Source organism: Pseudomonas oleovorans subsp. oleovorans (assembly GCF_002197815.1).
GTDB lineage: Bacteria > Pseudomonadota > Gammaproteobacteria > Pseudomonadales > Pseudomonadaceae > Aquipseudomonas > Aquipseudomonas oleovorans.
In genome coordinates, this window is the sequence record NZ_NIUB01000031.1 from 14,421 (window position 1) to 28,768 (window position 14,348).

The window sequence follows — 14,348 nt, forward strand, 5'->3', positions numbered from 1 at the left end:
AGCGCCGTCGGAGACCCCTAGATGTCTGAACACGATGTACGTCTGCAACAGCTGCAAACCTGGCTCGCCGAGCAACTGCCAGCCCTCTTCGCGGAGCGCGAATGGGGCGCGGTGCCTGCGGCCGTGCTCACGCCTGCCAGCAGCGACGCCAGTTTTCGCCGCTATTTTCGTTGGCAGGCCGGTGAGCGCAGCCTGATTCTGATGGATGCGCCGCCGCCCCAGGAAAACTGCGAGCCCTTCGTGCGTATCGCGGCTCTGCTGGCCAGCGCTGGCGTGCATGTGCCGCAGGTGCTGGCTGCCGATCTCGAGCGGGGCTTCCTGATGCTTGATGATCTGGGCCGGCAGACCTACCTGGATGTAATCAACGAAGACAATGCCGACGAGTTGTTCGACGATGCCATCGAGGCCTTGCTGCAGCAGCAGCGTTTGCCCCTCGACAGCCACCTGCCGCATTACGACGAGGCGTTGCTGCGTCGTGAGTTGCAGCTGTTTCCCGAATGGTACGTACAACGCCACCTGGGGCTTACCTTTACACCCGAGCAGGACGCCGCCTGGCAGCGTATCAGTCGCCTGTTGATCGACAGCGCCCTGGCGCAGCCCAAGGTGGTCGTGCACCGCGACTTCATGCCGCGCAACCTGATGCAGAGCACGCCCAATCCCGGTGTGCTGGATTTTCAGGATGCCGTCAACGGCCCGGTCACCTACGACATCACCTGCCTGTTCAAGGATGCCTTCCTCAGCTGGCCCGAGGCGCGCGTGCAGGCCTGGCTGCACGGGTATTGGGAGCGCGCCAAGGCGGCGGGTATTCCGGTGCAGGCATCGCTCGACGACTTTCTGCGGGCCAGCGACCTGATGGGCGTGCAGCGTCACCTCAAGGTCATCGGCATCTTTGCACGTATCTGTCATCGCGATGGCAAGCCCAAGTACCTCGGCGATGTGCCACGTTTCTTCACCTATATAAGGACTGTGCTGGCGCGTCGTCCTGAATTGGCCGAGTTGGGCGAGCTGTTCGCCAGCCAGGGAATCGATGAAGGAAGCTCTGCATGAAGGCGATGATCCTCGCGGCGGGCAAGGGCGAACGTATGCGGCCGCTGACCCTGCATACGCCCAAGCCGCTGGTTAAGGCGGCGGGCGTGCCGTTGATCGAGTACCACATCCGCGCCCTGGCTGCTGCAGGCTTCACCGAGCTGGTGATCAACCACGCCTGGCTAGGCAAGCAGATCGAGGACTACCTCGGCGATGGCTGGCGCTTCGGCGTGCGTATCGTCTATTCCCCCGAAGGTGAGCCGCTGGAAACGGGGGGCGGCATCTTCAAGGCGCTGCCGCTGTTGGGTGCCGAGCCATTTCTGGTGGTCAATGGCGATGTCTTCACCGATTACCCCTTCGGCGCGTTGCGTGAGCCGCTCGCCGGTCTGGCGCATCTGGTGCTGGTGGATAACCCGGCGCATCACCCGCAGGGCGACTTCGTTCTGGCGGCGGGTCAGGTTCGTGACGGTGAGGCGACAGGCGAGCGGTTGACCTATAGCGGTCTCGCCGTGCTACACCCGCGTCTGTTCGGCTCTTCTCAGCCCGGCGCCTTCAAGCTGGCGCCGCTGCTGCGTGAGGCGATGGCGGCCGGGCAGGTCAGTGGCGAGCATTATGGTGGCTGCTGGGTCGATGTCGGTACGCACGAGCGTCTGGCCGAAGTCGAGCGTTTGCTACAGGAGGCACGCTAGGTGTTGTGGCCGGCCACCATGCTCGGGGCAGCGGCCGGGCTCGCCCTGGCCAGCATCCCTGGCGCACTGCTGGGCGGTCTGCTCGGGCAGGTGCTGGATCGTCGTCTGCGCCTGCATGGTTGGGACAATCTGCGCGAGCGTCTGGGCGGTCGTGCTGCGCCGCCGGATGACGACCTGCTGTTTCTGATGCTGGGGCGTCTGGCCAAGAGTGACGGCCGGGTGGTGCAGAGTCATATCCAGCAGGCACGCTCGGAAATGCAAAGGCTGGGGTTGGACGCTGCGGCTCAGCGACGTGCCATCGAGGCCTTTGCCCGTGGCAAAACCGGGCGTGACAACCTGCGTGCGCCGCTGCAGCGTCAGCGTGTGCGCGCCGATGCAATGCTGCGGGCCTGCTGGCGCATGGCCTGGGTCGATGGACGGGTGTCGCCCAGCGAGCATGAGCTGATCCTGCTCTGGGGCAAGTGGCTCGGCTGGGACAGCACCCGGCTTGATAGCCTGGGCGCGGAATACGCGCCGCGTCGCAGTCAGCAGCCGGCACCGGCTGGCGGCAATTACCAGGAGGCGCTGCGCCTGTTGGGCGTCAATGAAGGCAGCGAGCCTGAGCAGATCAAGCGCGCCTACCGGCGCCTGCTCAGCCGCCATCACCCGGACAAACTGGCCGGCTCCGGCGCTTCGCCTGAGCGCATTCGTGAAGCCACCGACACCACGCGTCAACTGCATCAGGCCTATGCGTTGATTCGTCAGCGCCGAGGCATTCGCTAGCAGGTAGTTTTCAACGGACTGCTAGCTGCCTGCGGTGCGGATATGCTGCGTCAACCAGCCACGCAGGCGGCGGTAGAGTTGTTCGTGCTGCACGTCCAGATTGCCAGGCAGAGCTTTCATCGCTACCTGGATGTAGTTGGGCAGCTTGGCGCGCTTGCTCGCCTGCAGGCGTTTCAACGCAGCCATGCGGTCGGTGGCTTGGTCCTTGTAGAAGAAGTCGCCGGTGGCCACGGCCAGCTGCGCGACCATCTCATCCAGTGGCGGCGCGAAACCGGCAGGTAGTTCGGCTGCCACCATCAGCAGATTCTGCACGTTGTCCGGCTGGCGCTCGCTCAGGTAGCGCGCAGCCCAGTAAGCGCCACTGCCATGACCGAGGAGGACGATAGCCCTGGCCTGCTGCTGGTTGGCGAAGGCGATGGCGGCATCGATGCGCGCCATCACCCGCCCGGCATGCGCCAGACGCCGTTGCTCCGGGCTGATCGCGCCGCTGCCCGCAGGTTGTGCAGCCTCGTCTACGGTCGCGTCGGACGCGCTCTCGATGGCAGGAGCGCTCTCGGTAATGGTGGTATCGCTTTGCGGTGCCGCTGTTGCAGTGGCGGCAGTGCGCAGTGGCAGCGGGTCACCGTCCGGGTCCGGCAGCGTCAGGCTCAAGCTGTGCCAGCCGGCGTCGGGCAGCTTGCGTCGCAGCGGGCCGATCGCGGCGGCGCCGTCGGCGTTTTCCACATCAGCGGGCAGCAGAATCACCGCCCCACTGGGCTCGCCGACGTTGGCTGGCAGCCACAGGGCGAGAAAACTTTCGGCGCCGGCCTGCAGCATCTGCTGCTCACGTTTGTCCAGACGTTGCTCCAGCGTCTGCGCCTCGCTGATGCTGCGTTCGGGCAACAGCGGGCGTTCGCTCGCCGCGGGGGCGTCGGCGCTATCAGCCGGCGCATCCTCGGCCGGCTCCTCGGCCCAGGCCGCGGGACAGGAGAGCAGGCAGAAACCGAGCAGTGCTAGTGAATGAAGGCGCATCGATGAGGCTCCTGATCGTCTGCTACAGAGCCTAATGCCGGGCTCCGCTTTTGTCAGGCGATTGGCGCAAGACTGGAGTAAGGTAGGGGATCGCGTCAGCGGATTCGCCGTGCATGAATTTCCTTCTTCGTTCCCTCGCCCTCCTGCTGATGCTGGCTATGTCTACTGTCTGGGCCGAGAGCGCGCGTATGCCGTTGCGTCCGGCTTTCGATGCCGAGCAGCGCGCCTGGCTCAAGGAGCATCCCGTGCTGCGCGTGGGCCTGATCCAGCAGGCGCCTTGGGTTCTGCGTGGCCAGAACCGACGGTTGACGGGCGCCAATGTCGAGCTGATGCAGCGTCTGCTCGAAGGCATGGGCGTCGCGCCGGACTGGCGCCTGTATCCGAATCTGGAGGCGCTGGAGCGGGCAGCCAGCGCGGGCGAGGTGGATCTGGCGCCAGGCCTGCAGCAGACGCCGGCCGGCCTGCGCATCTGGCATTACTCCATGCCTTACCTGCGAGTACCGCATCTGGTGGTCGGCGAGCGCAGCGGCAATGGTGCGGTGGACCTCGACCAGTTGCCGCTGGAGCAGATGGTGGCCCTGCGCTCGCCGAGCCAGGCTGCCGAATACCTGGAGCGCACTCATACCAACCTGCGTCTGCGGGCGACGCCTTCGGAGCGTTCGGCGCTGTTGCTGGTGCTGAATCAGGAGGTCAGTTATGCGGTGCTGGACGAGGTGAGCCTCAGCCTGCTGCTGCGCGAGTCGCGTTTCTCCAGCCTGAGCATCGTTGGCGACATCGGTTTGCCGCAGCTCCTGCGCCTGGCCACGCGCCGCGATCAAGCGCTGTTGTCCGGTATCGTCGATCAGACCCTGAAGGCGCTGCCGGCGCGCGAACTGGAGGAGTTGCGCGACACCTGGATGCCGCTGCGCTATCCACAGTCCACCGATTTCGTCGGCTTCTGGAAGACGCTCGCGCTATTTTTCGGCCTGCTGCTGATGCTGGGGGCAACCGCGCTTTATCGGCAGCGGCAGCAGACACGTTCGCTGGAGCGTGGGCTGTTGGCCGCACGCGGCGAGCTGGATCGTCACCAGCAGGCCGCCGAGGCATTGCGCCTGAGCCAGTTCTCCATCGACCACAGCACGGTCGGCATCCTCTGGGTCAACTGGGACAGCCACCTGCGCTACGCCAACCGCGCCGCCGAACGCATGCTCGGCTACGCCCCCGGTGAGCTGGTGGACAAGCCATTGAGTCAGTTGGAACCCGGCCTGCATATGGACCGCTGGCTCAACCTGTGGAAGCGCGTGCGCGAGCAGGACGAGGGTTCACCCAGCTTTGAGGTCGACTGCCTGCGCGCCGATGGCAGCCGCATGCCGGCTGACGTATCGCTGAGTTTCCTACGCTATCGCCAGGCCGAGTACCTGGTGGTGTTTCTCAGCGACGTCACCGAACGCCGTCGCGCTCGTGCGGCATTGGAGGAGAGCGAGGCGCGCTTCAAGGGCATCGCCGGCAACGTGCCCGGCCTGGTGTTCCGCCTGGAGCGCGCCGGGCCGGGAGCGGTGGTCAACTTTGCCTACATCAGCGAGGCCAGCCAGGAGATGGTCGGCTGGCCGGCGCAGGAGCTGCAGCGTGAGGAGCGCGGCATCCGCAGCCTGGTACATCCGCAGGATCTGAACAGCTATCTGAACAGCCAGACGCTGGCGCTGGAAGGCGAAAGCGACTGGTACTGGCAGGGGCGCATCCTCACCGCCGAGCAGGAGGTGCTGTGGGCGGACATTCGTACCACCGCGCGTCCGCTGGGCAATGGCCGGGTGGTGTGGGACGGCATCCTCTGGGATATCACCGAGAACAAGCTGGCCGAGCTGGCACTGGCCATTCGCGGGCGCGTCTGCGCGAACTATCGGCGCACCTGGAAAGCGTGCGTGAGGAAGAGAAGGCGCGTATTGCCCGCGAAGTGCACGACGAGCTTGGTCAGGTATTGACTGTGCTCAAACTGGAGACGGCCATGTGCGAGCTGGTCTGCGCCGGGCAGATGCCTGAACTGGACGAACGCCTGGCGAGCATGAAGCGTCTGATCGCCCAGCTGTTCCAACTGGTGCGTGATGTGGCTACGGCGCTGCGCCCGCCGATTCTCGATGCCGGCATTGCCTCTGCCATCGAGTGGCAAGTGCGGCGCTTCGAGGAGCGCACGCAGATTCCTTGCCTGGTCGAAGTGCCGGAGCACCTGCCGCATCTGCCGGATGCCCAGGCCATCGGCCTGTTCCGCATCCTCCAGGAGGCGCTGACCAACATCATGCGCCACGCTGGCGCGCACAGCGTCGAGGTGCGTTTGTGGCAGGAGTGCGGCAGCCTGTGTCTGTCGGTGGTCGACGATGGCAAGGGCTTCGATCCGGTGCTGCGCAAGCCGGGGCAATCTTTCGGCCTGGTCGGCATGCAGGAGCGCATGCTCATGCTTGGTGGCCAGTTGCAGATTGACAGCCAGCCGGGCGAGGGCACTACCCTGTGTGCGCGCATCAATCTGGAAGAGGAGATCGCAGCGTGATTCGGGTACTGGTGGCCGAAGACCACACCATAGTGCGGGAAGGCATCAAGCAACTGATCGGCATGGCACGCGATCTCGAGGTAGCGGGCGAGGCATGTAACGGCGAGCAACTGCTCGAGGTGCTGCGGCGCACGCCTTGCGACGTGGTGCTGCTGGATATCTCCATGCCCGGTGTCAACGGTTTGGAGGCCATTCCGCGCATCCGTGCGCTGACCGAGGCCCCGGCTATCCTGGTGCTGTCGATGCACGACGAGGCGCAGATGGCGGCGCGTGCGCTCAAGGCTGGTGCCGCCGGTTATGCCACCAAGGACAGCGACCCGGCGCTGCTGATCACCGCGATTCGCAAGGTGGCCAGCGGTGGGCGTTATATCGACCCGGCATTGGCCGACCGCATGGTCTTCGAGGTCGGCCTGACCGATTCGCGTCCGCCCCATGCGCAACTGTCCGAGCGCGAGTTCTCGGTGTTCGAGCGTCTGGTACGCGGCGAAGGCGTCAACGACATCGCTCTGCACCTGGCGATCAGCAACAAGACCGTGAGCACACACAAGGCGCGCCTGATGCAGAAGCTTGGCGCGCATTCGATGGCGGATCTGGTGCGTTACGCCATGGAGCATCGCCTGGTCTGAGCGACCGCTTTCGTAGGAGCGGCTGGGCGGCACTCCGCTTCAGTCGCGATGAATCGCCCACCGGAGCTTCGCGGCTGAAGCCGCTCCCACGGTTTTCATGCGCTGTATAACCGATGCGATTACTCGGAATTTGTAGGGCAATCCCTACACAAGAATTTCCTCGCGCCTGATATCAGCTTGTCATCCCGCCCGATTTTTCACCCGGTCTTGTCAACCTACTCTTGAGTCATCGGCCTGAGACAAGAACAAGGGTGTGGTGTGATGGCAAACGATGTACTGGTGAGCTTCCGTGGCGTACAGAAGAGCTATGACGGCGAAACGCTGATCGTCAAAGACCTCAACCTGGATATCCGCAAGGGTGAGTTTCTGACCCTGCTCGGCCCGTCCGGTTCCGGCAAGACCACCAGCCTGATGATGCTGGCCGGTTTCGAGACGCCGACCGCTGGCGAAATCCTCCTCGATGGCCGCTCGCTGAACAAACTGCCGCCGCACAAGCGCGACATCGGCATGGTGTTCCAGAACTACGCGCTGTTCCCGCACATGACCGTGGCCGAGAACCTGGCCTTCCCGCTGAGCGTGCGTGGCATGTCGCGCACCGATATCAGCGAGCGGGTCAAACGCGCCCTGTCGATGGTGCAGCTCGATTCGTTCCGCAACCGTTACCCCGGCCAGCTTTCCGGTGGTCAGCAGCAGCGTGTGGCCCTGGCCCGTGCGCTGGTGTTCGAGCCGCAGCTGGTGCTGATGGACGAACCCCTCGGCGCGCTGGACAAGCAACTGCGCGAACACATGCAGATGGAGATCAAGCACCTGCACCAGCGCCTGGGCGTAACCGTGGTCTACGTCACCCACGACCAGGGCGAGGCGCTGACCATGTCCGACCGCGTGGCTGTGTTCCATCAGGGCGAGATCCAGCAGATCGCCCCGCCGCGCGAACTCTACGAAGCGCCGCACAACACCTTCGTTGCCCAGTTCATCGGCGAGAACAATCGTCTGGCTGGCGAGCTGGTCAGTCGCGATGGCGAGCAGTGCGTGGTGCGCCTGGCGCGCGGTGAGGAAGTGCGCGCCACAGCGGTCAACGTCGGCGCCGTCGGTGAGGCGGTGAGCCTGTCGATCCGCCCCGAGCGCATTCGCCTCAACGGCCACAGCGAGGCCTGCCCGAACCGCTTCTCCGGGCGCATCGCCGAGTTCATCTACCTGGGCGACCACGTGCGCATCCGCATGGAGGTCTGCGGCAAATCCGATTTCTACGTCAAGCAACCCGTGGCCGAACTCGATCCGGCGCTGGCGGTTGGTGACCTGGTTCCGCTCGGCTGGTCTGTCGAGCATGTCCGCGCGCTGGATCCACTCCACGTCGAGTGAGCCTTTCGCGCAGTGCTTCACCTTTACCCCGTAACACAGAGGAGCTGATAAGAATGACGAAATCCCTGAAGCTCGCGGCGTTGGCCCTGGGCGTTAGCTGTGCCATGCCGGCACTGGCGGTGGACCTGACCGTGGTTTCCTTCGGCGGCGCGAACAAGGCGGCGCAGGTCAAGGCCTTCTACGAACCTTTCGAGAAGGAAACCGGCAACAAGGTGCTGGGCGGCGAATACAACGGTGAAATGGCCAAGGTCAAAGCCATGGTCGACACCCGCAGCGTGAGCTGGGATCTGGTGGAGGTGGAGTCGCCGGAGCTGGCCCGCGGTTGCGACGAAGGTCTGTTCGAGGAGCTCGAGCCGGCCCAGTTCGGCGATGAAGCCAACTTCATCGACGGCGCCATCCAGCCGTGCGGCGTCGGCTTCTTCGTCTGGTCCACGGTGCTCGCCTACAACGCTGACAAACTCAGCGCAGCGCCGACCAGTTGGGCCGACTTCTGGGATGTGGCGAAATTCCCGGGCAAGCGCGGCCTGCGCAAGGGCGCCAAGTACACCCTGGAATTTGCCCTGATGGCCGACGGCGTGCCGGTCAAGGACGTGTACAAGGTGCTCGCCACCAAGGAAGGTCAGGATCGCGCATTCAAGAAGCTCGATGAGCTGAAACCGAACATCCAGTGGTGGGAGGCCGGCGCTCAGCCGCCGCAGTACCTCGCCTCCGGCGACGTGGTGATGAGCTCGGCCTACAACGGCCGCATCGCGGCGGTGCAGGGCGAGAGCAACCTACAAGTAGTGTGGAACGGCGGCATCTACGACTTCGACTCCTGGGCCATTCCGCGTGGCGCCAAGAACGCCGAGCTGGCCAAGCAGTTCATCGCCTTCTCGGTCAAACCCGAAGCGCAGAAGACCTACTCGGAGAACATCGCCTACGGCCCGGCCAACAAGCAGGCCATCGAGCTGCTGGCGCCGGAGCGTCTGAGCCTGATGCCGACCACCCCGGAAAACATCGCCAACCAGGTGGCCATCGACGTGACCTTCTGGGCTGACTACGGCGAGCAGCTGGAGCAGCGTTTCAACGCCTGGGCGGCCCGTTAACCCGTGCGTCGCGCAGCGACGCCTTCCTCGTCCCCTTCTCCTACGGGAGAAGGTGGCGCATAGCGCCGGATGAGGGGGCGGAGCTGCCCAATCGATGTTTGTCGTATCCCCGAATTTCTGCCGCCAGATGCGGCCTTAGCTTGCGGAGTTGTCCATGGCCGCCGTACTGCCTGCCAATGATTTGCCCGGGCCAAGCCTGAAGCAGCGACTGGCCCGTGCCGAGCGTCTCAATCGCTTGAAGTCCAAGGCACTGATCCTGCCGCTGTTGCTGTTCCTTCTGCTGACCTTCCTGCTGCCCATCGGCGCCTTGCTGCTGCGCAGTGTGGACAACCCGGAAGTGGTCGGCAGCCTGCCGCGCACCGTCGAGGCGATTGCTGCCTGGGATGGCCGTGGCCTGCCGGATGAGGCGGCGTACCGGGCGATTGCCAGCGATATGCTCGAAGCGCGGCGTAACCAGAGTCTGGGCGATCTGTCCAAGCGCCTGAACATGGAACTGGCGGGCTTTCGCAGCCTGGTCAGCGCCACCGCGCGCAAACTGCCGCTAAGCGAGGAACCGGCGTCCTACCAGGAGGCCTTCCTCGATATGGACGAGCGCTGGGGTGATCCCGCCTACTGGCAGGTGATCCGCCGCAATGCGTCGTCGGTCACGCCTTACTACCTGCTGGCAGCGCTCGATCACCGCATCGACGACCTCGGCGAACTGGCCAAGGCCACGCCGGATCAGGCCATCTATCTGGATATCTTCGCCCGTACCTTCTGGATGAGCCTGGTGATCACCGCCATCTGCCTGGTGCTGGCTTACCCGCTGGCCTACCTGCTGGCCAACCTGCCGACGCGGCAGGGCAACCTGCTGATGATTCTGGTGCTGCTGCCGTTCTGGACCTCGATTCTGGTGCGGGTGGCGGCCTGGATCGTGTTGCTGCAGTCAGGAGGGTTGATCAACAGCGCGCTGATATCGCTGGGCATCATCGAGCAACCGCTGCAACTGGTGTTCAACCGCAGCGGCGTGTACGTGGCCATGGTGCACATCATGCTGCCGTTCATGATCCTGCCGATCTACAGCGTGATGAAGGGTATCTCGCCCAGCTACATGCGCGCGGCGGTGTCACTCGGCTGCCACCCGTTCGCCAGCTTCTGGCGGGTGTACTTCCCGCAGACCCTGGCCGGTGTCGGCGCCGGTTGCCTGCTGGTGTTCATCCTGTCGATTGGCTACTACATCACCCCGGCGCTGCTGGGCAGCCCGAATGACCAGATGATCAGCTACTTCGTCGCCTTCTACACCAACACCACCATCAACTGGGGCATGGCCACGGCCCTCGGCGGCCTGCTGCTGGCCGCGACGCTGGTGCTGTACGTGGTGTACAGCTGGCTGGTCGGCGCCAGCAAGCTGAGGCTTGGCTAAAAAACGGTCTGCGCAGCAGGCCATCTGATGCCCCTCTCCCGCTTGCGGGAGAGGGTGCCCGAAGGGCGGGAGAGGGTGCTTGTTTCGGCACCACTGCTTCTCGGTAACCGAACACGGGAGGAGGGCGCATGAAGAGCGCCCTCTCCCCCAGCCCCTCTCCCATAAATGGTAGAGGGGAGCTAAACGCTAAATGGAGTCACAGCCATGCTCAGCCCCTACATGTCACCCGTCGAGCGCCTCTGGTACTACGGCCTGCGCATTCTCTGCGGCCTGGTGCTGCTGTTTCTGATCCTGCCGGTGCTGGTGATCGTGCCGTTGTCGTTCAACTCCGGAACCTTCCTGGTCTACCCGCTGCAGGGCTTCTCGCTGCGCTGGTACGAAGACTTCTTCATGTCCGCCGACTGGATGCGCTCACTGAAGAACAGCCTGATCATCGCCCCGGCCGCCACCCTGTTGGCCATGGTCTTCGGCACCCTGGCCGCCATTGGCCTGACCCGTGGCGAGTTCCGTGGCAAGGCCCTGGTGATGAGCCTGCTGATCTCGCCGATGATCGTCCCGGTGGTGATCATCGGTGTTGCCAGCTACCTGTTCTTCGCCCCGCTAGGCATGGGCAACAGCTACCTGTCGCTGATCCTGGTGCACGCAGTGCTCGGCGTGCCGTTCGTGATCATCACCGTGTCGGCGACGCTGCAGGGCTTCAACCACAACCTGGTGCGTGCCGCCGCCAGTCTCGGCGCCTCGCCATTGACGGCGTTTCGCCGGGTGACCCTGCCGCTGATCGCGCCGGGCGTGATCTCCGGTGCGCTGTTCGCCTTCGCCACCTCGTTCGACGAAGTGGTGGTGACCCTGTTCCTCGCCGGCCCCGAGCAGGCCACCCTGCCGCGGCAGATGTTCAGCGGCATCCGCGAGAACCTGTCGCCAACCATCGCCGCCGCGGCGACCCTGCTGATCGGTTTCTCCGTCCTGCTGCTGCTGACTCTGGAGTGGCTGCGTGGGCGTAGCGAGAAGCTGCGAACTTCGGCGCCGGAATAAATCGCTGCAGCTGCATGCTTAGGGCCTCGCCGGGAAACCGGCGGGGCCTTGCTCGTTTCCGGGCGTAGAATGTGTAGTTTCTCCTTCGTAACAAGGCGGCCAGATGGACTTCGATGATCCCGGTTTTCGTGAGCTGATCGACGCGTTGCACGATGGCGTCTACATCACCGACGCCGATGGCATCACCCTAAAGGTCAACAGTGCCTATGAGCGCCTGACCGGGCTGCGTGCCGAGGATGTCGTCGGCCAGCACATGCAGGCGCTGGTAGAGCAGGGTGTGATCTCGCAGTCGGTGTCCTTGCGTGTGCTCAAGGAAGGCAAGGCGCTGTCGCTGATGCAGAGCGTAAGCCAGGGCAAACGCCTGCTGGTCAGTGGTACGCCGATCTTCGCTGCCGATGGACGCGTGCGCTACGTGGTCAGTACCGTGCGCGACATGACCGAGCTGCTGCGCATGAAGCACGAGCGCGACGAGCTGCAGCAACTCAAGCAGCTGCGCAACAGCACGGCCAAGCTGCATGCCGGGCAGCGTGACGATCTGCTCGATGCCTCGCCAGTCGCCGATCAGCCCACCTCCGGGCGCGTCTTCATGCAGGCGCGGCAGGTCGCGGCCAGCGACGTGAAGGTGCTGTTGCAAGGGGAAACCGGCGTCGGTAAGACCCTGATCGCCCAGTACATCCACAAGAGCAGCCCGCGCGCGGCGCAGCCGTTTCTGGCGCTGAACTGCGGTGCGCTGCCGGAGAACCTGATCGAGGCTGAGTTGTTCGGCTATGTGCCAGGCGCGTTCACCGGCGCCGGTAGCAAGGGCAAGCGCGGTCTGCTGGAGCTGGCGCACCACGGCACGGTCTTTCTCGATGAGATCGGTGATCTGCCATTGCCGCTGCAGGTCAAGCTGCTCAAGGTGATTGAGGAGAGTCGCTTCATTCCGGTCGGTGGTCTGGAGCTGAAGGAGGTGGATGTACGCATCATCACCGCCACCCACCACGACTTGCGCACGATGGTCGCCGAGGGCCGTTTTCGCGCCGACCTCTACTACCGCCTCAACGTCGTGCCGATCCACATTCCGGCGCTGCGCGAGCGCCCCGAGGAAATTCAGCCGTTGCTGGATTTCTACCTGGCCGAATTCAATCAGCGTTATGGTCGATTGCTGAGCTGGGAGCTCGAGGCGCTCGACGCGCTGACCGACTACGCCTGGCCCGGGAACATCCGTGAGCTGATCAATCTGGTCGAGCGCCTGGTGGTGACCTGCAGTGGTGAACGCATCGAACTGTGCGATCTGCCGGAGGAAATGCGCGTCGCTCGCAGCGATGTCGACGACCTGCTGCCATTGCGCAAGCAGGTGGAGAACCTCGAGCGGCGCCTCATCCGCCGCGCCCTGATGCAGCACAAGACCACCCGTGAAGCGGCCAAGGTGCTCGGTCTGAGCCAGGCGACGCTGGTGCAGAAGATGAAGCGCTGGGAGCAGGGTTGATTGGAAAATGGATCGTAAAAGGCTCATTTGATTGGTTTTCTGATCAAGCGCAACCCGCTGCGCGCTGTGACAAATCGACGCAAGCCTTCTAGCACGCCGCTTTCAGCGAGCTGGCACAGGATTGGCTATGGCAAGCCCCGAACCCGCTCAGCACAACAACGCACAAGGGGCCTGCTGATGAACACTGCCGCATTCAAGATCGCCAACAAGCTACTGACCGGCCAGGGTGCCGTGGAGCAACTGGCTCTCGAACTGTCTCGACTGAATATCACCAATCCGCTGATCGTCACCGACACCATCCTGATCAAGTCCGGTACGGTCGAGCATGTCCTCAAGCAACTCGGCGAGCGCCGCTATGGCATCTATGACGGTGTCGAGCCGGAGCCGGAGATCGCCATCGTCGAAGCCTGCGCCAAGGTCTATCGCGACGGCGGCCACGATGGCCTGATCGGCGTCGGTGGCGGCAGCGCCATCGATATCGCCAAGGCGGTGGCTGGCTATGTCGGGCATGACGGTGCATTGGAAGAGTTGTTCGGCGTCGATCAGATCAAGCGTAAAGGCCCGCCGCTGATTGCCATTCCGACCACTGCTGGCACCGGCTCGGAAGTGACCAATGTGTCGATCCTCTCCGACAAGCAGGCGCAACTGAAAAAGGGCATCGTCAGCGATTACCTGCTGCCCGACGTGGCCCTGGTTAGCCCGCTGATGACCCTGACCTGCCCGCGTGGCGTGACCGCCGCCAGTGGCGTCGATGCGTTGGTGCATGCGGTGGAGTCCTACCTGTCGGTCAATGCCTCGCCGATCACCGACGCCCTGGCCATCGCCGCAATCAAGCTGATCGCCAAGGCGCTGCCCAAGGCCTACGCCAATCCGGCGGATCTGCTCGCTCGCGAAGACATGGCCACTGCCAGTCTGATGGCTGGCATGGCCTTCGGTAATGCCGGCGTGGGCGCTGTGCATGCGCTGGCCTACCCGCTGGGCGGTCGCTTCAATATCGCTCACGGCGTCAGCAATGCCTTGCTGCTGCCCTACGTGATGGCCTGGAACAAGCTGGCCTGCATCGAGCGCATGGCCGAGATCGCTGCTGCTCTCGGTGTGCAGACCTATGGCCTGAGCGACAAGGCCGCCGCCGACCTGGCCGTCGAGGCCATGGCCGAGCTGTGCGCCAGCGTCGACATTCCCAAGGGCATGCGCAGCTTCGGCGTGCCGGAAGATGCCATCCCGGCCATGGCCGAAGAGGCCAGCAAGATCGACCGCCTGATGCGCAACAACCCGCGCCGCCTGACGGCCGGCGACATCGAGCAGATCTACCGCGCCGCCTACTGATTACCGCAACGAAGATGAAAGGCCCCAGTGTACTGGGGCCGGCT

11 protein-coding genes and 1 pseudogene are annotated in these 14,348 nt (G+C 64.2%); 11 read left to right on the forward strand and 1 reads right to left on the reverse strand.

The annotated features are described in order from the left end of the window. Nucleotides 1-21: 21 nt before the first annotated feature. The 3 genes from PSOLE_RS17185 to PSOLE_RS17195 are packed head-to-tail and all read left to right on the forward strand — an operon-like array spanning nucleotide 22 to nucleotide 2,477. Nucleotides 22-1,047, forward strand: a complete 1,026-nt coding sequence (locus PSOLE_RS17185; RefSeq protein WP_074858705.1) for an aminoglycoside phosphotransferase family protein — start codon at nucleotides 22-24, stop codon at nucleotides 1,045-1,047. Further along, entirely contained in the window at nucleotides 1,044-1,715 is a 672-nt protein-coding gene (gene murU / locus PSOLE_RS17190) for an N-acetylmuramate alpha-1-phosphate uridylyltransferase MurU (protein WP_074858702.1), read from the forward strand. Before PSOLE_RS17185 ends, murU begins: the two co-directional genes overlap by 4 nt. Next, nucleotides 1,716-2,477, forward strand: coding sequence for a DnaJ domain-containing protein (locus PSOLE_RS17195; RefSeq protein WP_074858699.1), 762 nt, complete (start codon nucleotides 1,716-1,718; stop codon nucleotides 2,475-2,477). A 21-nt stretch (nucleotides 2,478-2,498) separates the two neighbouring features. On the opposite strand, the gene PSOLE_RS17200 is transcribed toward PSOLE_RS17195, so the two are convergent. After that, on the reverse strand, nucleotides 2,499-3,488 hold the full coding sequence (locus PSOLE_RS17200; RefSeq protein WP_074858697.1) for an alpha/beta hydrolase family protein: 990 nt from the start codon (nucleotides 3,486-3,488) through the stop codon (nucleotides 2,499-2,501). A 113-nt stretch (nucleotides 3,489-3,601) separates the two neighbouring features. Here PSOLE_RS17200 and PSOLE_RS17205 point away from each other — a divergent pair. From PSOLE_RS17205 to PSOLE_RS17240, 8 genes and pseudogenes are all read left to right on the forward strand, one after another. Beyond that, nucleotides 3,602-6,006 (forward strand): annotated as a pseudogene (locus tag PSOLE_RS17205) (PAS domain-containing sensor histidine kinase). Then, nucleotides 6,003-6,632 carry a response regulator gene (locus PSOLE_RS17210; protein ID WP_003463520.1) on the forward strand — a complete coding sequence of 210 codons (630 nt, stop codon included), beginning with the start codon at nucleotides 6,003-6,005 and terminating at the stop codon, nucleotides 6,630-6,632. Before PSOLE_RS17205 ends, PSOLE_RS17210 begins: the two are co-directional and overlap by 4 nt. Before the next feature lie 261 nt (nucleotides 6,633-6,893). After that, complete coding sequence (locus PSOLE_RS17215; RefSeq protein ID WP_074858694.1) at nucleotides 6,894-7,991, forward strand: ABC transporter ATP-binding protein; 1,098 nt, start codon at nucleotides 6,894-6,896, stop codon at nucleotides 7,989-7,991. Nucleotides 7,992-8,044: 53 nt separating this feature from the next. Then, entirely contained in the window at nucleotides 8,045-9,076 is a 1,032-nt protein-coding gene (locus PSOLE_RS17220; RefSeq protein WP_074858691.1) for an ABC transporter substrate-binding protein, read from the forward strand. 154 nt (nucleotides 9,077-9,230) lie between these two features. Next, nucleotides 9,231-10,478: an ABC transporter permease gene (locus tag PSOLE_RS17225; protein ID WP_074858687.1), complete on the forward strand. Its 1,248-nt coding sequence runs from the start codon at nucleotides 9,231-9,233 to the stop codon at nucleotides 10,476-10,478. A gap of 204 nt (nucleotides 10,479-10,682) precedes the next feature. After that, nucleotides 10,683-11,510 carry an ABC transporter permease gene (locus tag PSOLE_RS17230; RefSeq protein WP_021488781.1) on the forward strand — a complete coding sequence of 276 codons (828 nt, stop codon included), beginning with the start codon at nucleotides 10,683-10,685 and terminating at the stop codon, nucleotides 11,508-11,510. A gap of 103 nt (nucleotides 11,511-11,613) precedes the next feature. Then, nucleotides 11,614-12,978 (forward strand): sigma-54 interaction domain-containing protein, encoded by a 1,365-nt coding sequence (locus tag PSOLE_RS17235; RefSeq protein ID WP_074858684.1) that lies wholly within the window; start codon nucleotides 11,614-11,616, stop codon nucleotides 12,976-12,978. Nucleotides 12,979-13,155: 177 nt separating this feature from the next. Next, on the forward strand, nucleotides 13,156-14,304 hold the full coding sequence (locus tag PSOLE_RS17240; protein ID WP_074858681.1) for an iron-containing alcohol dehydrogenase: 1,149 nt from the start codon (nucleotides 13,156-13,158) through the stop codon (nucleotides 14,302-14,304). Nucleotides 14,305-14,348: the final 44 nt, after the last annotated feature.